The organism is Ruminococcus sp. 5_1_39BFAA (assembly GCF_964240875.1).
Taxonomy (GTDB): Bacteria; Bacillota; Clostridia; order Lachnospirales; family Lachnospiraceae; genus Blautia_A.
Window position 1 is genome coordinate 210,306 of the sequence record NZ_CAXSVO010000002.1, and the last position, 20,051, is coordinate 230,356.

The 20,051-nt window shown below is 46.8% G+C and carries 16 protein-coding genes; 10 read left to right on the forward strand and 6 right to left on the reverse strand.

Annotated features, from left to right (window positions below; genetic code table 11):
- Position 1 precedes the first annotated feature (1 nt).
- Positions 2–1,144, reverse strand: coding sequence for a glucose-1-phosphate adenylyltransferase (locus tag ACESZH_RS03625; RefSeq protein ID WP_373212401.1), 1,143 nt, complete (start codon positions 1,142–1,144; stop codon positions 2–4).
- A gap of 278 nt (positions 1,145–1,422) precedes the next feature.
- Here ACESZH_RS03625 and ACESZH_RS03630 point away from each other — a divergent pair, with 278 nt between their 5' ends.
- The 6 genes from ACESZH_RS03630 (at position 1,423) to ACESZH_RS03655 (ending at position 9,826) form a co-directional block, all read left to right on the forward strand.
- Positions 1,423–2,367 (forward strand): LysR family transcriptional regulator, encoded by a 945-nt coding sequence (locus ACESZH_RS03630; RefSeq protein ID WP_373212398.1) that lies wholly within the window; start codon positions 1,423–1,425, stop codon positions 2,365–2,367.
- Complete coding sequence (locus ACESZH_RS03635; RefSeq protein WP_373212395.1) at positions 2,364–4,946, forward strand: FAD-dependent oxidoreductase; 2,583 nt, start codon at positions 2,364–2,366, stop codon at positions 4,944–4,946. Before ACESZH_RS03630 ends, ACESZH_RS03635 begins: the two co-directional genes overlap by 4 nt.
- A gap of 206 nt (positions 4,947–5,152) precedes the next feature.
- A complete protein-coding gene (locus ACESZH_RS03640) occupies positions 5,153–5,827 on the forward strand; it encodes a response regulator transcription factor (protein WP_373212392.1) in 675 nt (224 codons plus the stop codon).
- A 41-nt stretch (positions 5,828–5,868) separates the two neighbouring features.
- The gene (locus ACESZH_RS03645; RefSeq protein WP_373212390.1) at positions 5,869–6,930 is read left to right on the forward strand and encodes a sensor histidine kinase; all 1,062 of its coding nucleotides are present in this window, start codon (positions 5,869–5,871) and stop codon (positions 6,928–6,930) included.
- Between the two features lie 129 nt (positions 6,931–7,059).
- Positions 7,060–7,824: an ABC transporter ATP-binding protein gene (locus tag ACESZH_RS03650; RefSeq protein WP_373212387.1), complete on the forward strand. Its 765-nt coding sequence runs from the start codon at positions 7,060–7,062 to the stop codon at positions 7,822–7,824.
- Positions 7,814–9,826 (forward strand): ABC transporter permease, encoded by a 2,013-nt coding sequence (locus ACESZH_RS03655; protein ID WP_373212384.1) that lies wholly within the window; start codon positions 7,814–7,816, stop codon positions 9,824–9,826. Before ACESZH_RS03650 ends, ACESZH_RS03655 begins: the two co-directional genes overlap by 11 nt.
- A gap of 68 nt (positions 9,827–9,894) precedes the next feature.
- Here the strand turns inward: ACESZH_RS03655 and ACESZH_RS03660 are convergent, their stop codons facing one another.
- Positions 9,895–10,125 carry a hypothetical protein gene (locus ACESZH_RS03660; RefSeq protein ID WP_373212382.1) on the reverse strand — a complete coding sequence of 77 codons (231 nt, stop codon included), beginning with the start codon at positions 10,123–10,125 and terminating at the stop codon, positions 9,895–9,897.
- A 58-nt stretch (positions 10,126–10,183) separates the two neighbouring features.
- Positions 10,184–11,329 carry a glycosyltransferase family 2 protein gene (locus ACESZH_RS03665; protein WP_373212380.1) on the reverse strand — a complete coding sequence of 382 codons (1,146 nt, stop codon included), beginning with the start codon at positions 11,327–11,329 and terminating at the stop codon, positions 10,184–10,186.
- 211 nt (positions 11,330–11,540) lie between these two features.
- Between ACESZH_RS03665 and ACESZH_RS03670 the strand changes: the two genes are divergently transcribed.
- The gene (locus ACESZH_RS03670; RefSeq protein ID WP_373212378.1) at positions 11,541–12,053 is read left to right on the forward strand and encodes an N-acetyltransferase family protein; all 513 of its coding nucleotides are present in this window, start codon (positions 11,541–11,543) and stop codon (positions 12,051–12,053) included.
- Between the two features lie 20 nt (positions 12,054–12,073).
- Positions 12,074–12,898 (forward strand): TrmH family RNA methyltransferase, encoded by an 825-nt coding sequence (locus tag ACESZH_RS03675; RefSeq protein ID WP_373212376.1) that lies wholly within the window; start codon positions 12,074–12,076, stop codon positions 12,896–12,898.
- A 135-nt stretch (positions 12,899–13,033) separates the two neighbouring features.
- Here the strand turns inward: ACESZH_RS03675 and ACESZH_RS03680 are convergent, their stop codons facing one another.
- Positions 13,034–14,080: a hypothetical protein gene (locus ACESZH_RS03680; RefSeq protein ID WP_373212373.1), complete on the reverse strand. Its 1,047-nt coding sequence runs from the start codon at positions 14,078–14,080 to the stop codon at positions 13,034–13,036.
- Between the two features lie 401 nt (positions 14,081–14,481).
- Between ACESZH_RS03680 and tagD the strand changes: the two genes are divergently transcribed.
- Positions 14,482–14,871: a glycerol-3-phosphate cytidylyltransferase gene (gene tagD / locus ACESZH_RS03685; protein ID WP_373212371.1), complete on the forward strand. Its 390-nt coding sequence runs from the start codon at positions 14,482–14,484 to the stop codon at positions 14,869–14,871.
- A gap of 26 nt (positions 14,872–14,897) precedes the next feature.
- Here tagD and ACESZH_RS03690 read toward each other — a convergent pair whose 3' ends face one another.
- Entirely contained in the window at positions 14,898–15,641 is a 744-nt protein-coding gene (locus tag ACESZH_RS03690) for a glycosyltransferase family 2 protein (protein WP_373212369.1), read from the reverse strand.
- A complete protein-coding gene (locus tag ACESZH_RS03695) occupies positions 15,641–17,023 on the reverse strand; it encodes a sugar transferase (protein WP_373212367.1) in 1,383 nt (460 codons plus the stop codon). Before ACESZH_RS03695 ends, ACESZH_RS03690 begins: the two co-directional genes overlap by 1 nt.
- A 289-nt stretch (positions 17,024–17,312) precedes the next feature.
- Here ACESZH_RS03695 and ACESZH_RS03700 point away from each other — a divergent pair, with 289 nt between their 5' ends.
- Positions 17,313–19,991, forward strand: coding sequence for a glycosyltransferase family 2 protein (locus ACESZH_RS03700; RefSeq protein WP_373212364.1), 2,679 nt, complete (start codon positions 17,313–17,315; stop codon positions 19,989–19,991).
- Positions 19,992–20,051: the final 60 nt, after the last annotated feature.

Genomic DNA, 20,051 nt, shown 5'->3' on the forward strand with positions numbered 1-20,051 from the left:
ATTACTCGGCCCCCTTTACACGTTTCGCAACAAGCTCAATATGCTCGCTGTCTGCGCTGCCAACTACGGCATTTTTACCGATGCGGACATCGTTGGCAACAAGCGCACGGTTGATCACGGCGCCTTCTTCTACCACAACACCCGGCATCAGAACGCTGTCGATGATCTTTGCACCAGCGCCTACTTTAGCGCCAGTAAACAGTACGGAGTTTTTAACCTCGCCTTCGATTACGCAGCCCTGGGTAATATATGCGTTTTTGATGTCTGCCTGCGCACCTATGTAATGGGGAAGCGCTGTTACATCTTCTGTATAGATCTTCCATGTAGGATCGCTTAAGTCAAGCTCATTATCCGGGCTTAACAGATCCATGTTTGCTTCCCACAGGGAATCGATGGTTCCTACATCTTTCCAGTAGCCTTTGAAACGATAAGCAAACAGTCTCTTGTCATCGTTTAACAGGGTCGGGATGATATCCTTACCAAAGTCATGGTTGGAATCCGGATTCTTCATATCTGCCATAAGAAGCTTACGAAGGGACTTCCAGTTAAAGATATAGATACCCATGGAAGCCAGGTTGCTTTCCGGAACCGGCGGCTTTTCTACGAATTCTGTGATACGGTCTGTCTCACCGTCTGTATTCATGATACCAAAACGGCTTGCCTCTTTCAGAGGAACCTCGATAACGGCGATGGTAGCATCTGCGTTGTGTTCTTTGTGGTAAGCAAGCATCTTGGCATAATTCATTTTGTAAATATGATCTCCGGAGAGAACCAGAAGGTACTCAGGAGCATAAGAATCTATAAAGTCAATATTCTGAGAAATCGCATCTGCTGTTCCACGGTATACATCCAGACCGGCATCTGCTTTTTCACGCGGCGGAAGTACGAATACACCGCTGTCCCGTGCATCCAGACCCCAACGTCCTCCGGCTGCAACATAGCTGTTCAGAAGGACAGATTCATACTGGGTCAAAACACCCACTACATCAATACCACTATTGGCACAGTTACTGAGGGGGAAATCCACGATGCGGTATTTTCCTCCATATGAAACTGCCGGTTTAGCCACTTTGTTGGTCAGGTCATGAAGACGGCTGCCACGGCCACCGGCCAGAATCATTGCTAACATACTATTCTGTTTCATAGTGAACCCTCACTTTCATTTCTTTGCAGTATATTATACAGTTTTTTTAATGAGATTTCCATATTTTTGTACAAAAAAACATAAAATCTATGAAAAATTTTTTGCAGAAATGGGGAAAATTGCCATAATCAGGAACAATTACTGCGGTAAGATGACAACGCTGCTGAAATTCCTAAAAACAGGGGATTATATATTATAAAAAATTATGATAAAATAAAAATATATGATTTTATTTTATTGTTAAATTCTGTTATTATAAGAAAGAAGGAAAACACAAGATGCTGGATTTCAGAATTGAAACATTTCTGGAAGTATGCAGAAGCATGAACTTCACAAAGGCAGCCAAAAAACTGAATCTGACGCAGCCGGCAGTTTCCCAGCACATCCACTGGCTGGAGGAGGCATATGGCGTAAGGCTGTTTTCCTACCAGGGAAAAAAGATGAGCCTTACTCCGGCAGGGGAATTGCTGAAAAACTCTGCAGCTACCATGACCCATGATATCTCCCTGCTAAGGGAAAAAATGCAGGAAAGCGTTCAGAAAAAGAGAGAGCTGAAAATCGGCCTGACACTCACCATTGCGGAATTTGAGGTACCGGGAAGCATTGCAAAATATCTTTTGCAGGAGGAAAACTGCTCCATGTTTCTTTCCGTGGGAAATACGCGGGAGCTTTTAAAGGAGCTGGAGGAAGGAACCATTGATTTCGCTCTGGTGGAGGGGAATTTTCCAAGAGATATTTACCATTGTCAGTCATACGGTGCGGAGCGGTACATTGCGGTGTGCGGAGCCGGCGATCCGCTGGCGCGGGGGAGCCATACCATAGACGAGCTGACTGGCAGACGGCTGATCACAAGGGAAGCAGGCTCCGGTACCAGGAATATCCTGGAGCGGTACCTGGAGATGAAGAGCCTGGAGGTCACTAATTTTTCCGCTTTGGTGGAGGCGGGAAGTATCGGGCTTATCAAACGGCTTGTGGAGTATGGATGTGGGATCACGTTTTTGTATCAGACAGCAGTGAAGAGAGAGCTGGAAGAAGGCAGACTGTGCGAAATACAGATGGATGACATGAATATCACCCACGATTTCACTTTCATCTGGAGAGAAGGAAGTATTTTCCACGAAGATTACCAGAAAATATACCAGATGCTGGAGGACAGCAGAGGAAAATCCGCTGCTTCGCTTATGCAGCAAGCAGGAACAAGATCCATGGAGGAAAGGTTATGAAGGTATTGGTAGTTGGCGGTGTCGCAGCCGGAACGAAAACAGCGGCAAAATTAAAAAGGGAAGACCGGAGCATTGAAGTTACCCTGATCACAAAGGACAAAGAAATCTCCTACGCAGGCTGCGGTCTGCCTTATTACGTAGGCGGACTGATCGAGGAGCGCTCAGAGCTTGTGGTAAACACTCCGGCAAAATTTGCAGCGTTGACAGGCGTGACCGTTTATACAGGCAGAGAAGCAGTTGCGCTGGATACACAGAAAAAAGAAGTCCAGGCAAAAAATTTGGAAAGCGGCGTAACAGAGGTTTACGCATATGACAAGCTGGTGATCGCTACCGGAGCATCCGCAGCAATGCCGCCTGTAGCCGGCATGGACAAGAAGGGTGTATTTAAGATGCGTACCCCGGACGATGCAGTGGGAATGCGCTCCTACATAGAGGAAAACGGCGTAAAGAAAGCTGTTGTCATCGGAGCAGGCTTTATAGGTCTGGAGGTGGCTGAGAACCTGAAAGCTCAGGGCGTTTCCGTAACAGTGATCGATTTTGCCACACAGGTAATGCCGGGGATCCTGGATCCGGAAATGGCAAATTATGTGAAAAAACACCTTATGAAGGTGGGAATCCGTGTCATCACCGGAACAAAAGCAGAGGAAGTGCTGGGCGAGACAGCCGTAACAGGAGTTAAGACAAGCGCTGGTATGCTGCCGTGTACATTGCTTGTATCTGCTGCAGGCATCCGTCCTAATACAGATTTCCTTGCAGACAGCGGCATTGATATGTTCAAGGGAACCATTAAGGTTGACAATCAGATGAAAACAAATCTGCCGGACATCTATGCTGCAGGCGACTGCGCAATGGTGACAAACCGCATCACAGGCGATGCAAAATGGGCGCCTATGGGTTCTTCCGCAAATCTGGAGGGAAGAACGCTGGCACAGGTTATCGCTGGAAAGGACAAGGCTTTCCCGGGCGTGCTGGGAACTGCTGTCTGTAAATTACCGGGTCTGAACTGCGGTCGCACCGGGCTCACTGAAGAGCAGGCTGTTCAGGCTGGCTATGATGTGATCACGGTTCTTGTACCAACAGACGACAAGGCACATTACTATCCGGATTCGTCCTTCTTTATCACAAAGCTGATCGCAGATAAGAATACACATAAACTTTTGGGCGCACAGATCCTGGGGCCGGGAGCTGTGGATAAGATGACAGACATCGCTGTTATGGGCATCTCCATGGGAGCGGTTCTGGAAGACTTTGAGAATGCGGACTTTGCATACGCACCGCCGTTCTCCACAGCGATCCATCCATTCGTACAGGCTGTTTATGTGCTGTTAAATAAGATCGAGGGAACATTTGTGAGTATGACACCTGCGGAATATGCAGCGGGAAAAGCGGATAAATACCGTGTTATCGACGCTGGAATGGCTCCGAGCATTCACGGTGCGGATTACGTGGACTTTACAAAGGTTGACGGAGAGCTGCCGGGAATTGCAAAGGATGAGAAGCTTCTGCTTGTATGTGCAAAGGGTAAGAGAGCATACTTCCTTCAGAACCGCCTGAAACATTTTGGTTATACCAATACCGTTGTGCTGGAAGGCTCCACCTTCTTTAATGATGTCCGTGTGAGAAACGCGTCCGGAAAACTTCCGGCATCAGAGATCACCAGGGTAAAAGCTCTTGGTTTCCTTTGGGACAAACGAACAGATGATCATTTTAACTGCCGTGTTATCACCAGAAATGGTAAGGTAACCGCAGAGGAAAGCAGAGTGATCTCCGAAGCAGCTGAAACCTACGGCAGCGGTGAGATTACCATGACCTCCCGTATGACTCTGGAGATCCAGGGCGTGCCGTTTGAGAACATTGAGCCGATCCGTGAATTCCTTATGCAGGCAGGTCTGGAGACAGGCGGCACAGGCTCCAAGGTTCGTCCGGTTGTTTCCTGTAAAGGTACTACCTGCCAGTACGGACTGATTGATACCTTTGAACTGTCAAACGAGATTCACGAGAGATTCTATGAGGGCTATAACAGCGTGAAGCTTCCTCATAAATTCAAAATTGCAGTAGGCGGCTGCCCGAACAACTGCGTGAAGCCGGACCTGAACGACCTTGGAATCATCGGTCAGAGAGTGCCGGAGGTTGATATAGATAAATGTAAGGGCTGCAAGAGGTGCCAGATCGAAATGAATTGTCCGATCAAGGTAGCGAAGCTTGTGGACGGTAAGATCGTGGTAGATCCGGAGAAATGTAACCATTGCGGCAGATGTATCGGTAAGTGTCCGTTCAAGGCATTTGAGAGCTACACCAACGGCTACCGCATTTACATTGGCGGACGCTGGGGCAAGAAGGTTGCCCAGGGCCGTTATCTGGATAAGGTATTCACAGACAAGGACGAAGTTCTGGAGGTTGTGGAAAAAGCCATCCTTCTCTTCCGCGAGCAGGGCATCACAGGCGAGCGTTTCGCAGACACCGTCGCACGTATCGGCTTTGAGAACGTACAGGAGCAGCTCCTTTCCGATGATCTTCTTGCCAGAAAGCAGGAGAACCTTACTGCCCAGAAGCACTTAAAGGGCGGCGCGACCTGTTAAGGACACGTTTTGCAGGATTAACAGAGCAGTTTCCATAATATAAAAAAAGAATCACTCCCCGGTTTCGAGGTACAGAAGGTATCTCTGGGCTCGGGGAGTGTTTTGTATAAAGCACATGGATCTTTTTGATTATGCGTCCGTTTTTCTTGTGAAACCGGAGAAAAACGTCTATACTGTATGGTATCAGCGAAAGGGGAGCATATAGAATGTACCGGATCATGATCATTGAGGATGAGGAACAAATACGCCAGGGGCTGGCGGTTATGCTTAGGAATGCCATGTATGACACTGAGGAGGTCACAGAATTTGAGAATCCGGCGGAGCAGGTTATAAAGGCATCGCCGGATCTTGTTCTGCTGGATGTTACCCTGCCCGGAAAGGACGGTTTTGAGGTGTGCAGGGAGATCCGCCGAAGGTCGCAGGTTCCGGTGATTTTTCTCACCAGCAGAAATACAGCCATGGATGAGCTGAACGGCATGGTCATGGGAGGGGATGATTATATCACCAAGCCTTTCTATGCACCGATCCTGCTGGCGAGGATCGCGGCTGTGCTAAAGCGTACTGCCGGAAGCGATGCAGAGAGGGGGAAAATGCAGCTTGTGGTGAAAGGCTGTACTTTGAATCTGTTGGACAGCACCCTTTCTTATGGTGATAAAAGAGAAGAACTGACAAAAAACGAAGCCCGGATCTGCGGCTGTCTGTTTGCCAATGAGGGAAAGATCGTGCCAAGGGACGAGATCATGGATGATCTGTGGGAAAACCATATTTTTATTGATGACAACACATTGAGCGTACATGTTGCCCACATCAGAAAGAAGCTTGCGTCATTGGGACTGCCCGGACTTATTGTGACAAAGAGAGGGCAGGGATACCTTGTATAGAAAAGGCTGCCTGTTTGCCTGACGGAGAAAGGAAGATGACAATGAAGCTGTGGGATTTTGTGAAAGACAAGATGATGCTGCTGATTTTTCAGGCTGTGCTTGGTATCATCAGCTTTGTCTATCTGAAAATCTGCGGAGTAAAGCCTGATCAGCTTTTTATTTTTTATTTTGTGTGGATCGCGATACTGTTGGTATACATGCTGTGCGGATGGCTGCGCCGGAAAAAATATTTCGATGAGATTTTTCATACGATGAAAGAGTTGGATAAGCCGTATCTGATATCAGAGGTGCTTCCCTCCTCGTGGTGTCTGGATGACCGTCTGTATGGGGAAATCCTGAAAACATCCAATAAATCTGTTGTGGATGCCATCCGTCACCTGGAGCGGGAACAGAAGGAATATAAAGAATTTATTGAAAATTGGATTCATGAGGTAAAGGTGCCTATTACAGCCATGAGCCTTATCTGTGACAACGAGAAGGGCGAAACTGTCAGAAAAATGAAATACCAGCTATCTGTTCTGGAAAACGATGTGGAGAAGGCTCTGTTTTACGCCAGGTCTGACAGGGTTTATGAAGACTACCTGATCCGCCGGGTTTCGCTGGAGAAAGTAGTTTATGATGTGATAGAAAGGAATCAGATGTACTTCCGCATGAATGGAATGCAGATTGAAGTGCAGACAGAGGAGAAGGAGGCCTACTGTGATGATAAGTGGCTGGCCTTTATCCTAAACCAGATACTGATCAATGCAGTAAAATATAAAAAAGGCGAAAATAGCAGAATTGTTATAAAATCAGAGAAAAAAGAAGGAAAAACACAGCTTTCCGTGTGGGATAACGGCATCGGCATTGCAGCGGAGGAACTGGGCCGGGTATTTCAGAAGGGCTTCACAGGGAGCAACGGACGGCGCCATGAGACGGCTGGCAGCGGGGAGAAAAAAATCCTGGCCGGTCCGCAGTCTACGGGAATCGGTCTGTATCTCTGCCGCAAGCTTTGCCGTAAGCTTGACATGGGAATCCGCATCCAATCTGAAAAAGATGTCTATACCTGTGTTGTTCTCACTTTCCCTGACGGAAGCAGCCATTTTGGCAGGGAAGACGGGTAAAAACGTCCTTTGCCAAGGAGTACCGGACAGGCGTATCTTAAGAAATCGCAAGGTTTTCTTAATTTACTTCCATATGAGCAGGCGGAAATTTCTGATATGCTTTTTAGAAAAAGAGAGGACGCAATGATCATGGAAGAACTTATTTATGCAGAGGATGTTGAAAAATATTACGGCAGCAAGAATAATCTGACAAAAGCCCTTGACCGTGTAACTTTTCATGTGAACAGGGGAGAATTCACTGCCATCATGGGAGCCAGTGGAAGCGGAAAAACAACGCTTTTAAATGTGCTGGCTACAGTGGATACCGTGACCTCAGGTCACATTTATTACGGAAAAGAGGATATTACCGGATTGAATGAGGATCAGAAATCGGATTTCAGGAAAGAGAATCTGGGCTTTGTCTTTCAGGAATTTAACCTTCTGGATACCCTCACTCTGGAAGAAAATATTTCTCTTGCCATGTCGCTTTCTGGAAAAACCAAAAAGGAGATCAGCAGCAGGACAAAGGAGATCATGGAACGCTTAGGAATCTGGGAGATGCGTCAGAAATTCCCTTACCAGGTATCCGGGGGACAGAAGCAGCGCTGTGCCTGCGCCCGCGCCCTGATCAACCAGCCCAGGATTATATTTGCTGACGAACCGACAGGGGCGCTGGACAGCAAATCCTCCCGTATGCTTCTGGAAACCTTTACACAGATGAATGAACACATGGGAGCGACTATTCTGATGGTGACGCACGATGCTTTTTCGGCCAGCTACTGTAAGCGGATCCTTTTTCTGAAGGACGGACAGATTTTTCATGAATTGATCCGGGGCGATAAAAAACGCAGGGATTTTCTCAATGAAATCCTTGACGTGCTTTCCGTAACGGGAGGTGACAGCTATGCTGGGTAAGCTTGCTTTCCGGAATGCGAAGAGGTCTTTCCATGATTATTTTATTTATCTTATGACCATGATCGTCATAACTGCCATGATGTTTTCTTTTGATTCCATGATTTTTTCGGATGCCATAAAAAGAATTTCAGAGCAGGCAGGAATGTTTGGGATGATGATAGGTCTGGCGACTTTTTTTGTGGTGCTTATCATCGTGTGGCTTGTACATTACATGATAAAATTTATGGCGGAAAAGCGAAGCCGCGAGTTTGCCGTCTACCTTCTTATGGGCTTTCGCAAAAAGCAGATAGCAAGGCTGTTTTTCCGGGAAAATATGCTCATTGGTGCGGCAGCGTTTGCTATCGGGCTTGTACCGGGAATGTTCTTGCAGCAGGTTCTGACTACGGCGATTTATGCCATGATCCAATCGGATTATCAGATAAAGATAGAATGGAGTTTTCCTGCTCTGGCCATGACGGCTGGGATCTATGGAGGGGCGTATTTGTTGGCGCTGCTTCGCAACAAGCGTCGTTTTCGCAAAATGACTATACAGGGAATGATGAACATGGAACGCCAGAATGAAGAAATCCGTACAGGGAATAAATCCGGCAGGCAGTGGATGTTCTGGGCTGCTCTTGGTTTTATCGGGGTGTTCCTCTGGATGATGGCAACAGATCGGTTCACCAGTGGAAATATCTATTTTCTTATCATCGGCCTGGTAGTTTCCTCGTATTTTTTCTATATGGGACTAGCTGCATTTCTGGTGGGACATATCAAGAAAAAGGGAAAGGATGTACAAAGGGGCGCAAACATTTTTGTTTACCGCCAGCTTGCATCTAAGATCAGGACCATGCAGTTTACCCTAGGAACGCTGACCGTGCTGTTTGCGGCTGCCCTTATGGGGGCGTCCTGGAGCCTGATGCTGAATCAATACCAGAATACCCAGGGTGATGAGAAGTTTCCTTTTGATGTCGCGATCTATCATTCTGATTTAGATGAGGACTTTAAAAAGGAGCGGGATCTGATACAGCAGGAGACAAAGGTTACGGAGGATTATGAGTATCAGATTTATGAAAACGGGACAAACGAATGGAACGAATATCTTTATGAACATAACGGCGCAGCGAGCTATGACAACGCGATTGATGATGGGATATATTTTGATCATGATACTTACATGAAGGAGAGTGATTATAACAATCTTCGCAAAATGCTGGGATTTCAGGAAATAAAACTGAAAGAGGACGGATATCTGCTTCAGGTAAAGGAACGATTAAAGGAGACTTTGAGACCCATGACGGAAAAAGAGATCCAGGTTGGCGGAAAGCGGTATAGCTGCACAGAGGTTCAGACCATTCACTTTGAACAGAACGGGCATAATGGAGCGGACTATATCCTGGTGCTGCCGGATGCGGCGGTGGAAAGTATGGTGCCCTACTACTCAGCGTATGCCGCTATGCTGGAGGGTGAGCCCCCTGCGGATCTGGAGGATAAGCTGCTGGATTTAATGGGCGTCAATCTGGAAGGAGAGTGGAGCGAAAATCCATCGCTTCATGCCTACGGAAGCGATAATATCTATGTGAGCAATTCGCCTGTATATGTGAGGGACATTGAGATCAGGGAGATGAAGTTTATCCTCACTTCACTGATTTTTCCACTATTTTACATCGGCATGGTGTTCCTGCTTGTGGCAGTGACAGTGCTGGCAGTCCAGCAGCTAAGCGATTCTGCAAAGTATCGGAGCCGTTATGATGTGCTGCGGAAGCTTGGCATGAAAAAGAGGGAACTGAACCGGGTGATTTTGAAAGAGCTTTCCCTTTATTATCTTTTTCCTTTTGCTGCTGCGGTACTTTTAAGCGGGGGAATCGTGGGATATATGAGCATGATATTTGTCACCTATTCCGGAGTCATAACACCTGCATGGATTTATTTTGCCATGGCTCTGACGCTGTTCGGCGGCATCTATCTTCTTTATTTTGCCGCAACCTATATCGGTTTTAAGCGCAATGTCTGCGGGGAATGAAGTTTATGAAGATTTTGGATTTTGGACCGCCAAATGGGGAAGCCACTGGCGGTCTAATGCTGTTTTGATCACTGTGCGTCCTGCAGGCTTTTTGCTGCAGCGATATCCTCGGCAGTGACCTTCAGATTGGAGGTGAAATTTTTTCCCTCCGGGGTGGTGACGGACACTTCGATGACGGTTCCCTCTGTGATGCCGTGCTGGGTGACGGCGGTTATGAATTGGGGAAACTTGGGATGGCGGTTGGTGAACTCATCCCACATGGTTTTAAATTGCAGTAGTTTCATTGGGTTAATAGCCATTTTAGCAGTCCTTTCGTATATATTTTTTTTAAAGGATGATCTCTTCTCCGGCGAGATGTCAGGAAAATAAGCCTTTGCATTTTTTTAGGGCTTTTTTGAATAGCCCGGAGGATTTCTGGATGGGCTCCTGAGCAGGCTTTGCAGTCAGACGTTCCTGAAAATCCGTAAGGCTTGAAGACTGTGCCATGAGTTTCTTTGCCTGTTTTTTGCAGTCGCTTTCTTTATCAAAGCTTTTCAGATAATCCTCAAAGAATTTGGGCCTGGTAAGCAGCAGATAATCATAGTACCACTTAAATGCAGGGGGATGATCCGTGAGCGGGGAAATATCCAGGGTGCGGGCGAATTCCGTGGTCTGTGAGATGATGTTATCCTGTATTTCCGGCAGCTTTTTATATTTCCGGTACCAGATAAACAGGTCGATCAGCTCTCGCTCCAGAATACACGCCAGAGACTGTCCGGTCAGGCTGTATTTCCTGCACTGCTCCTGGACAATGGCAAAGGACTGGAACTGACACTGGAAATTTCGCGCGCGGTTTCCCATAAGGGACTGATTATTGTTGATTCGGTATTTCACAAGGCGTTCCTTTGTGAGAAGGATCCGCCCGGCGAGAATGACAGCTTCGTTGAAAAAAGAGCGGTCATTGACGCAGATGAGATGGTTAAATTCGATCCCGTTTTTTTTGAGAAAGCGAGTCTTATAAATCCCATTCCACGGCACAACGCTGACATGACTGAAAATTTCCGGCATTTGGGCAAAGGTGGTTACCTTCCCGAAAGCATCCTCCGGCACCTCGGACAGATCCAGGAGCGGGGTGGTGGAGATTTCATCAGTGTCATTGTCAAAGCAGTTGCTTCTGCCTTTTACAAGGTCGGCATCCGCTTCCTTTGCCATATTATAATAGCGGAGGTATGCTCCTTCTTCAATTATATCATCGGAATCCAGAAAATGTACATATTCGCCCTGCGCTGCTTTTAACCCTGTATTGCGGCAGGTGCCTGCGTACATGGTGGAAGGATTTTTGATCAGGGAAACCCGGGAATCCTGTTTTTGATACTCTGCTATGATTTCCGCGGAATTGTCCGTAGAGGCATCGTCTACACAGATAACCTCCAAATCCTGTATATCCTGGTTTAAAACGCTGTCCAGGCAGGCATTTAAGTATTTTGCCGCGTTGTGGACAGGGATGATCACGCTTAATTTCATTTGGTTTTCTCTGCCGCTTGGGGCAGCAGCTCCTTTCCGTGCGTTAAGTATGCTTCCATCTTAACATAGGGATGGCATTTTCGCAAGGATGCGGTAGCTGTGGGGAAAGTATCTGTGATGGCATATTAGCGGAAGATAAAACAGTTGACGGGACAAAGGTGCGGAATTATATTAAAAAGGAACAAAAACATCAGATGGGATAGAGGATATTATGGAGTTTATAACAGCAAAACCGGAACATTTGCAGGAAATATGGAGGATCACAAAGGAGGCAAAGGCGCAGCTAAAGCGGCTTGGTCTGGACCAGTGGCAGAGCGGCTATCCGTCAGAGGAGATATGGGCGCAGGACATCCGGGAGGAGGCAGCCTGGCTGGCAGTAGAAGACAGTAAAGTGCTGGGAGCTTTCGCATTTCAGACAACACCGGATGTCTCTTATGGTGAAATAGAGGGGGAATGGCTCACAGACGGGGCATATGCGTCTATGCACAGAGTATGTGTGTCTGATGACAGCAAGGGAAAGGGCATTGCGGGAAGAATGTTTAGACATGGATTTTCCATGGCAGAGGAATTAGGGTTTCATTCTGTGCGTATTGACACTCATCCGGGAAATCTGCCTATGCAGCGCGCGTTAAAGAAAGCGGGTTTTATTCCCTGCGGCAGCATCTTTTTAAAGGGCGGCTGCGAGGATGGGGCTGAGCGGATTGCGTTTGAGAAGACTTTATAGCTTGCAAAAGGAGACTGTTTATGCCGAAAATCATTGAAATCAGAGATTTTTCAGCACCAGAGCTGGATATTTATGCAAGACTTACAGAAAATCAGTTGCTAAACCGTCACGAACCGGAAAAAGGGATTTTTATTGCGGAAAGTCCAAAGGTCATTGAACGTGCGCTGGATGCAGGATGTGTCCCGGTGTCTTTTCTGGCGGAGCGCAGGCATGTGGAGACACAGGCGAAGGAGCTGATCTCGAGATGCGGTGATATCCCGGTCTACACGGCAGAATTTGAGGTGCTGACCCAGCTTACAGGTTTTGGACTTACGAGAGGAATGTTATGTGCCATGTACCGGCCTAAGCTTCCATCTTTGGAGGAAGTATGCGAAGGCGCAAGGCGGATCGCGGTGCTGGAAAATGTAGTGAATCCCACAAATGTTGGGGCAATCTTTCGTTCTGCCGCCGCATTGAATATGGACGGAGTGCTGCTGACAAATGCCTGCAGCAACCCGCTGTACCGGCGGGCCATCAGGGTGAGTATGGGCACAGTTTTCCAGATCCCATGGACCTTTTTTGACGGCAGATATTCCTGGCCCGGACAGGGGATTGAAATTCTGCACAGACTGGGCTTTAAAACCGCAGCCATGGCATTGAGTGAAGAATCGGTTTGCATTGATGATGCCAGGCTGATGTCCGAAGAAAAACTGGCAATCATTCTTGGAACAGAAGGAGACGGACTGGCGGCTGACACCATCGCAGACTGTGATTATACGGTGCGCATTCCCATGTCCCATGGCGTAGATTCCCTGAATGTTGCAGCAGCAAGCGCGGTTGCGTTCTGGCAGCTTGGGGGAAGATAGTCGGCTTAAATCAGATTGCGACAATGGTTTGCTTAAAATGGCTGATTAAAGAGTTACCTATCTTTCGAAGGGTAACGTGCGGACTGCTTTGCGCAAAGTCCGCACGAGCAGAGGGGTTAAAAATGCGGTGAAAGGTTATTCGGAAGTGCCGGAAACAGAAAGACCATATTCTCTCAGGAGCTTTTCCTGAAAAGCAGGATCGGAGATAGATTTAAGCAAATCTTCCTGGCGGTTATCCTGAAGAAGGAATTGGTTGAGGCGGTTTAGCGTTTCCAATCCGGCCTCGCGTCCAATTTTCAAGCCCTCTTCGCGTCCGGTCTTCAGGCCCTCTTCGCGTCCCTCATTCACCCCACTTTCTTTCGCTTCCTCAGCGATGGCTTTGTACATTCTTTTTGTGAAAATTTCATCATCGTATTCGTCCAAAAACATGGTGACAACCTCCTTGCGGTGTTCCCTCAACACATCGGTCAGGACATCTTCCTGGAGGCAGCGGTCTACGGCGAGATTCACGGCTGTCTGGGGACTGTGCCCCTTTTCAATGTTTTCGCGGATATAGCTGATAAAACGTGAATAATCTAAAAGGGGTCTGCATTTTTCCATCAGTTCCTTGTTTTTGCCGTAGTTGATATTTAGTACAATGGCCTGACATTCCAGCGCTGGCGTGGCAAAATCACTGCTCATATTCTCCGGCTTTACGAAAGAATTGGACAGATACATGACATCCCGTTCGGGTCTTTCCTCCGTTCCGTTATAAAATACAAGAAACTGGGGAAAAGGAAGAAGAATCTGCTTGGTGCCATACATGTTTACTTCTGCCTTCTCTATGTAAGCGCGATAAAGCCGGGCGAAGTATAAAAATCCGCGCAGTGGAATATTGGGATTCCAGGTGGACTGGTGCTCGATGAGACAAAGCGCCCAGTCAAGAAGAAAGGATACATCATTTTTGTATCCCAGGTAAATCACGTTTTCAAGGGTCATGATGGTAAGCTGGCTGACATCCTCATATGACGTCTGGTTGATGGCATTATATAATTGTAAAAGCTTCTTTTTATCCCGGAAAATAAACCGGAATAATTTGTCTTTATGTGTTCTCTGCACGTAAGTGCCTTCATCGGGAGTGGAAGGAACGAAAGGTTCCTGTGTCACATGGTCTGACATGCTTTTTGCCAAATCATTTTTCATGTTTACACACTCCTATTATAATCTTTTTTCCTATAGTTTAAAAGTGAAAAATACAAATATACGGTTAAGGCATGAGGCAACACCTCCTTGTTCTGTCTTAGTAGATGGGAATAATCCGGCGAAATGCCGGGAGAGATAGTAGAAAATGCCATAACATCCCTTGAGGATATTATCAATATATACGAAATGGGAGGAAATGTAAAGAAAGAGATTTCGACATAATTCGACAGTTTCGGTAAACAAGCTGCTGTTGCGCCTGTTGGGATGGATTACTGTTTATTGGAGTATGGGAAGATTACGCAAGGCAGTTGGCTGCGAATGGAGGATAGTAATCAAGATATTTGACTTAGAGATGCAGGACGGGTATAATAGAAATTAATATAAACCTGGCGGGGGAATTTATGAGAAGAGTAATTACTTACGGTACATTTGATCTGCTCCATTACGGACATATAAATTTATTACAGAGAGCAAAAAAATACGGAGATTATCTAATCGTGGCGCTTTCCACAGACGAGTTCAACTGGAACGAAAAGCACAAAAAATGCTACTTTTCCTATGAGGAGCGCAAGCACCTCCTGGAAGCCATCCGGTATGTGGATCTGGTGATCCCGGAAGAGAACTGGGAGCAAAAGGTGACAGATGTAAAAGAGTATCATGTGGACACCTTCGTCATGGGCGATGACTGGGAAGGAAAATTCGATTTTCTAAAACCCTACTGTGAGGTAGTTTACCTGCCAAGAACACCTGAGATTTCCACTACACAGATCAAAGAGGACCTGCACAAATAAAAACAAGGGCAGCGGCACCCCCCATTTCATCGATACTTCCAAATCCCATGCAGCGCATAAGACATAAAAAAGCAGGCGCTTTTTATGGGGCCGTAGCCCACATAGCGGTATACCTGATAGGTCATGCGGGCGGATTTGGCTTTGTTCCGGGATTTTCCACCCTCGCTGAGGCGGTATTTCAGATACGGCTTGTTGATTCCTGTGGCATGACCGTATTTTCTCAGGATTTTCAACCAGGTAATATAATCTTCGTGGCTGTCATCGTGCTCCATTGGAAATTCCAGCGCCACTTCACGCAGCAGCAGAACAGAAGAACAGTTGATGCTGTTATGCTTCAAAAGCTCCCGGTAGGTCAGTCGTTCTTTCACCGGAATATATCTCCCCACAGGGGTTCCGTCCGGTGACATAAGATCCCGCCCGGTGGAACACAGCACATCTCCAGTCCCTGACAGCGCATCAAGCTGTGCCCGGAGCTTTCCGTCAGCCCACCAGTCGTCCGCATCCAGAAAAGCGATATATTTTCCGCGCGCCATCTTAACACCATAATTCCGTGACCCGGCAGCCCCCAGATTCTTTTCGTTGCGGAAATACCGGAAATCCTCCCGGTCACACCAGGGAGCAAGCACGGCGGCAGTTCCGTCTGCGGAATAGTCATCGATCACCAGCAGTTCCAGGGAAACATTCTGGGAAAATACAGACTCCACGGCCTGGCAGATATATTTTTCGCCGTTATAAACGGGCATGATCACGGAAACCATCGGTTCATTCATCAACGTTTCTCCTCTTTCTTTTCAGTAGAAGTCTTAAGGGCATTAAACTGCCTGTCATCCACTCCTTCGGAAACCTCCTTCTGGAAGAAAATCTTAACGGTCATAAACAAAAGCTTAATATCCAGAAGAAAAGAATAATTTTCAATATAAAACAGATCCAATTTCAGCTTATCATAAGGTGTGGTATTGTATTTCCCGTAAACCTGGGCGTATCCCGTAAGTCCGGCTTTCACCTTCAGGCGGTAATAAAATTCGGGAATCTCTTTTTCATATTCCTTCATGATGACATCACGTTCCGGGCGTGGCCCCACCAGGGACATATCACCCTTAAATACATTAAAAAGCTGCGGCAGCTCGTCCAGGTGAAGATTGCGCAGAATCTTTCCAACAGGAGTAATGCGGGAATCATGCTTGGAAGCCAGCCTTGCGCCGCTCTTTTCAGAATCAACCCGCATACTGCGGAACTTGTAGATTTTAAACGTCCTTCCGTTATAGGTGAGACGGTTCTGTGTATACAGCACAGGTCCATGGTCATAAAGCTTTACGATCAGGGCGATCAGCAGCATAAGAGGGGATGCGATCAGAAGCCCGATTCCGGAGACCACAATATCCAGCAGCCTTTTGGCGGCACGCTGTTCCACGGACATGCCCAGATTCCTGGACATAAGGAGGGGTGTATCAAACAGATGGATACGGTCGCTTCCCATCACAATAATGTCGGAAATTTTGGGGCTCATATAACAGCGGATGGAGTGGGCAAAGCAGTATTTCAGATAACGGTTCCGTATCTGGCTGGGAAGGTCCCAGATAATAACGCCCTCATAATGTTCCATCATCTCATGGATTTTATCTTCGCCCGTATCGATATGGACCATACCGCTGATATCATACTTGTCCCTGCGGGAATTCATTTTCTGGATCAGATCCCCGGGATCTCTGTCACCGTAGATGATCAAAAGCTTCCGGGCCCGGTACAGTCTGGAATATATATACCGGGAACCGAAGATCCAGGCAATGATCAACAAAAGCTGAACCCCTGTCATTTCCAGCATGGGAACAGCCGACAAGAACCAGCGGTTGATCAGAGTGATCTGGAAATACATCACAATATTGGTACAAATGGTTGCAAGAGAAAGGGAATAAAATACATCGATCCTTTTCAGATAGCCAACCTTCAGACCACCGTAAATTCTGGAAAACAATACATCAATCAGCGCATAGATAGCAATGAGCACCCAGTTACCCTTCCGCCAGAAGGGCTCATCGATCAGCCCTCTGTAATAGTCATACCAAACATAAGCAAAAACGGCTGCCTGCGCCAGGATGATCAGACTGGCAAGGCAAAATACAATAAAACGTTTATAATCTTCCCTTTTATTCACAATATCCCTCTTATCTGTCTGCATATTTCGTCAAAATCCTGCGTGTCCGTGCGGCCTGTCTGCACCATTTACAGACGGCAACTTTAATTTCCTAATTATAACGTATCCTATAGGCTCTCGTCCAGAGATTTTTCAGAACCCCGGGGCAGAGAGGTCTTCTTTTGGTAAAGAGAGGTTTTTCTTGAAATCCTGTTACTGAACTGTTACTATTATATGAAAGACCAAGCTTCCTGCTGAAACAAAGGAGCTGATGTCTGATGAATGTACACAGGATTATGAGGGGACATAAATGAAGCCTTTTAAAGTGAGCTTGATCGTGCCGGTTTACAATGTGGAAAAATATCTGGCCTGCTGTCTGGAAAGTCTGGTATCCCAGACCCTTGACGGTGTGGAGATTGTAGCTGTAAACGATGGCAGCACAGATGCAAGTCTTTCCATTCTGGAGCAGTTTAAGGCCAGATATCCGGAAAAATTATTTATATATACAACAGAAAACCATGGCGTCAGCCATGCACGTAATCTGGGATTTTCCAAGGCGCGGGGCGAGTATGTGTGGTTTGTGGACAGTGACGATTATGTGGAGAGAGACGCCTGTGAGCGCCTTTACCGGAAAGCTGTTTTGGACAGAAATGACCTGATACTGTTCCGGTACTATAAGGTGGACAGCGTGACCGGAGAGCGGACGGCTTTTGCGGTGAGCCATTACAGTCAGAATTACACAGTCTCTGAAAAGCCTTGCGAGCTTCCTGTTGTATCCCCTTATCCATGGATTAAATTTATAAAATACGAGCTTTTTGAAGGCCTTTCCTTCCCGGAAGGAATCCGTTTTGAGGATTTGCCCATTGCCTACCTTTTGGCGGTAAAGGCATCCTCTATCGGTGTGGTGAATGAATGCCTTTATAATTACAGAAAAAATGTGGGTTTTTTGGGAAGTCTTATCCCGGCTACGCTGGATGTGAAAAAAGCGGTAATTTATTTGAATGAAAATATGGAGCGCATGGGACTCAGGGAAAAATACCGGGAAGAGCTGGACTTTATTGCAGTCCGCCACTTCTTTTACCGTTTCTGGAAAATGCTCACCAACTACGAAAAGGATAAAAAAGAGCTGAAGCTTCGCATCGTGAACGAGCTTTTTGACTATATGGAGCAGAAGATTCCCAACTGGCGGGAAAACCATTATGTGAAATATTTCCTGCCTGCCCATCTTTCCAGAATGCTTTACCTCTACGGCTCAAGGGAGGAAATGCTTGGCTTTGTGGAAGCCTGTGACGGTATGGACGAGGATGCGCAGAAAACCTGGCTGAAGGAGTACAAATGTGCCCACGAGCCGGAGAAGGAATACAGCCCTTCTGACATGTTGGAGAGAGAAAAAGACGCGTTTCAGGCGTACAAAAGTACAATAAAAAGCAGCAAAACAGATAAAAAACAGGTTTTTTTGGAATCCAGAAGCGGACAGGGACTCGATTCGGGAATAAAGGCCCTGCTGCTATATCTGATAGGAGAGAGAAAGGATTGCCGCCTTGTCCTGTCTTTAGAAAAAGGAGCGGTCTCTTCCCTGGAGGGACTGGAGAATGTTTCCCAAATAACCCTGGTAGAGCCTGAGACAGAGGAGTATGGAAAAGCGCTGGCACAATCGGGATGCGTGGTGGCAGATTGCCCTCTTCCTTATTATACAGAAAAAATCCCAGGACAATTTTTCATGCTTTTTTGCGGAAGTAGTCTGTATCCGCTGACAGAGGTAAACTGCGGACACAGCAAGGCGGATATCGGACTGTGGCAGCACAGTATGCTGTTGGCAGACAGTCTGTATTTTACAGATGAGATCATCCGGCACAATTATATGAGAAATTGCATGATGCAGGATATTTGTCCCACGCCTTATGTGACGGGAATGCCGCTGGAAATGGTTAAGAAGAACGCAAATATCAACAGGGAGCTGGGACTTTCAGATAATTGCCAGAAAATATTGCTTTGCCCGCAGCTTTTGGGAAAAACTGCAGTAGAAACAGCTCAGGCGTACAAGAGCTTTGTCTCCGCGCTTTACCAGTTGGATGCAGAATTAGACGAAAATCAGTCAGCATACGTAAGCTTTGCTGGAAAAAATGATGTTGATTTCCGGGATTTTGCCCATATTCATCCAATGCCCGGTCAATATGAACTTTACGATTTTGCTGCGGCCTGTGATGTATTTATCTCTGACTACCATCCGGGACTGGTGCATTTTGCGGGACAGGGCAGGAAAGTGATCCGGTTCCTCTGTGATGGAATGCAGTATTCGGATGACCGCAGTCTGGAGGAAGAGCTTACAGAGCGCGGAGTATTGCACAGCGATAACGTACCGCAGCTTGCCGGAATTATTCGGGAGGATGGAGCCTGGGCATCGGCAAAGCCGCTATCCAATACGGCGCAGCAGCTTCTGGGAGACATCCTGGATGAAAAAGAAAGCGGGATTGGAGTTATACCGGAAAACTCCGGGCGGTCTCGTGTGCTATATTATTCCGGGCGAAAGCTGTCCAATAAGCTGATCGAGGAAATAAACGATATGGCTTTGGCTCACCCGGAAAAGGATTTCTGGTTTGCATTTAACGATTTTAGAAACACGGACTCTGAAAAATATACAGCGCGCCTGGCACCAGGCTGTTCTTATCTTCCGCTTAAGCCGGATATGGAAAAGGGAAAACCATGGAAAATAGCCAGCGCCCTCATAAGCCGGGCAGGTCTGTCCTTCCTTTATCCTGTAGGTCATATATTGTCCCTTGGAAAAAAGGAATGCCGCAAATATCTTGGCAATGCAGACTTCGATGAGGTGCTGATCACTTCTACGGATAATATGAGAACGATTGCGATTCTTTTGGCGGCTGCACCTAAGGCAGAGTGTACGCTGGATACGTTCAGCCAGGAAAAGTACAAAAAATCCCGCCCTTACCGCCATCAGATCCGTTTTTTGCGCCGTCTTTTAGAACGGTAAATGTTTCAAAAATGTAAATTATTATTCCAAAACCCCTGGAAGTGTGTTATCCTTTATTCA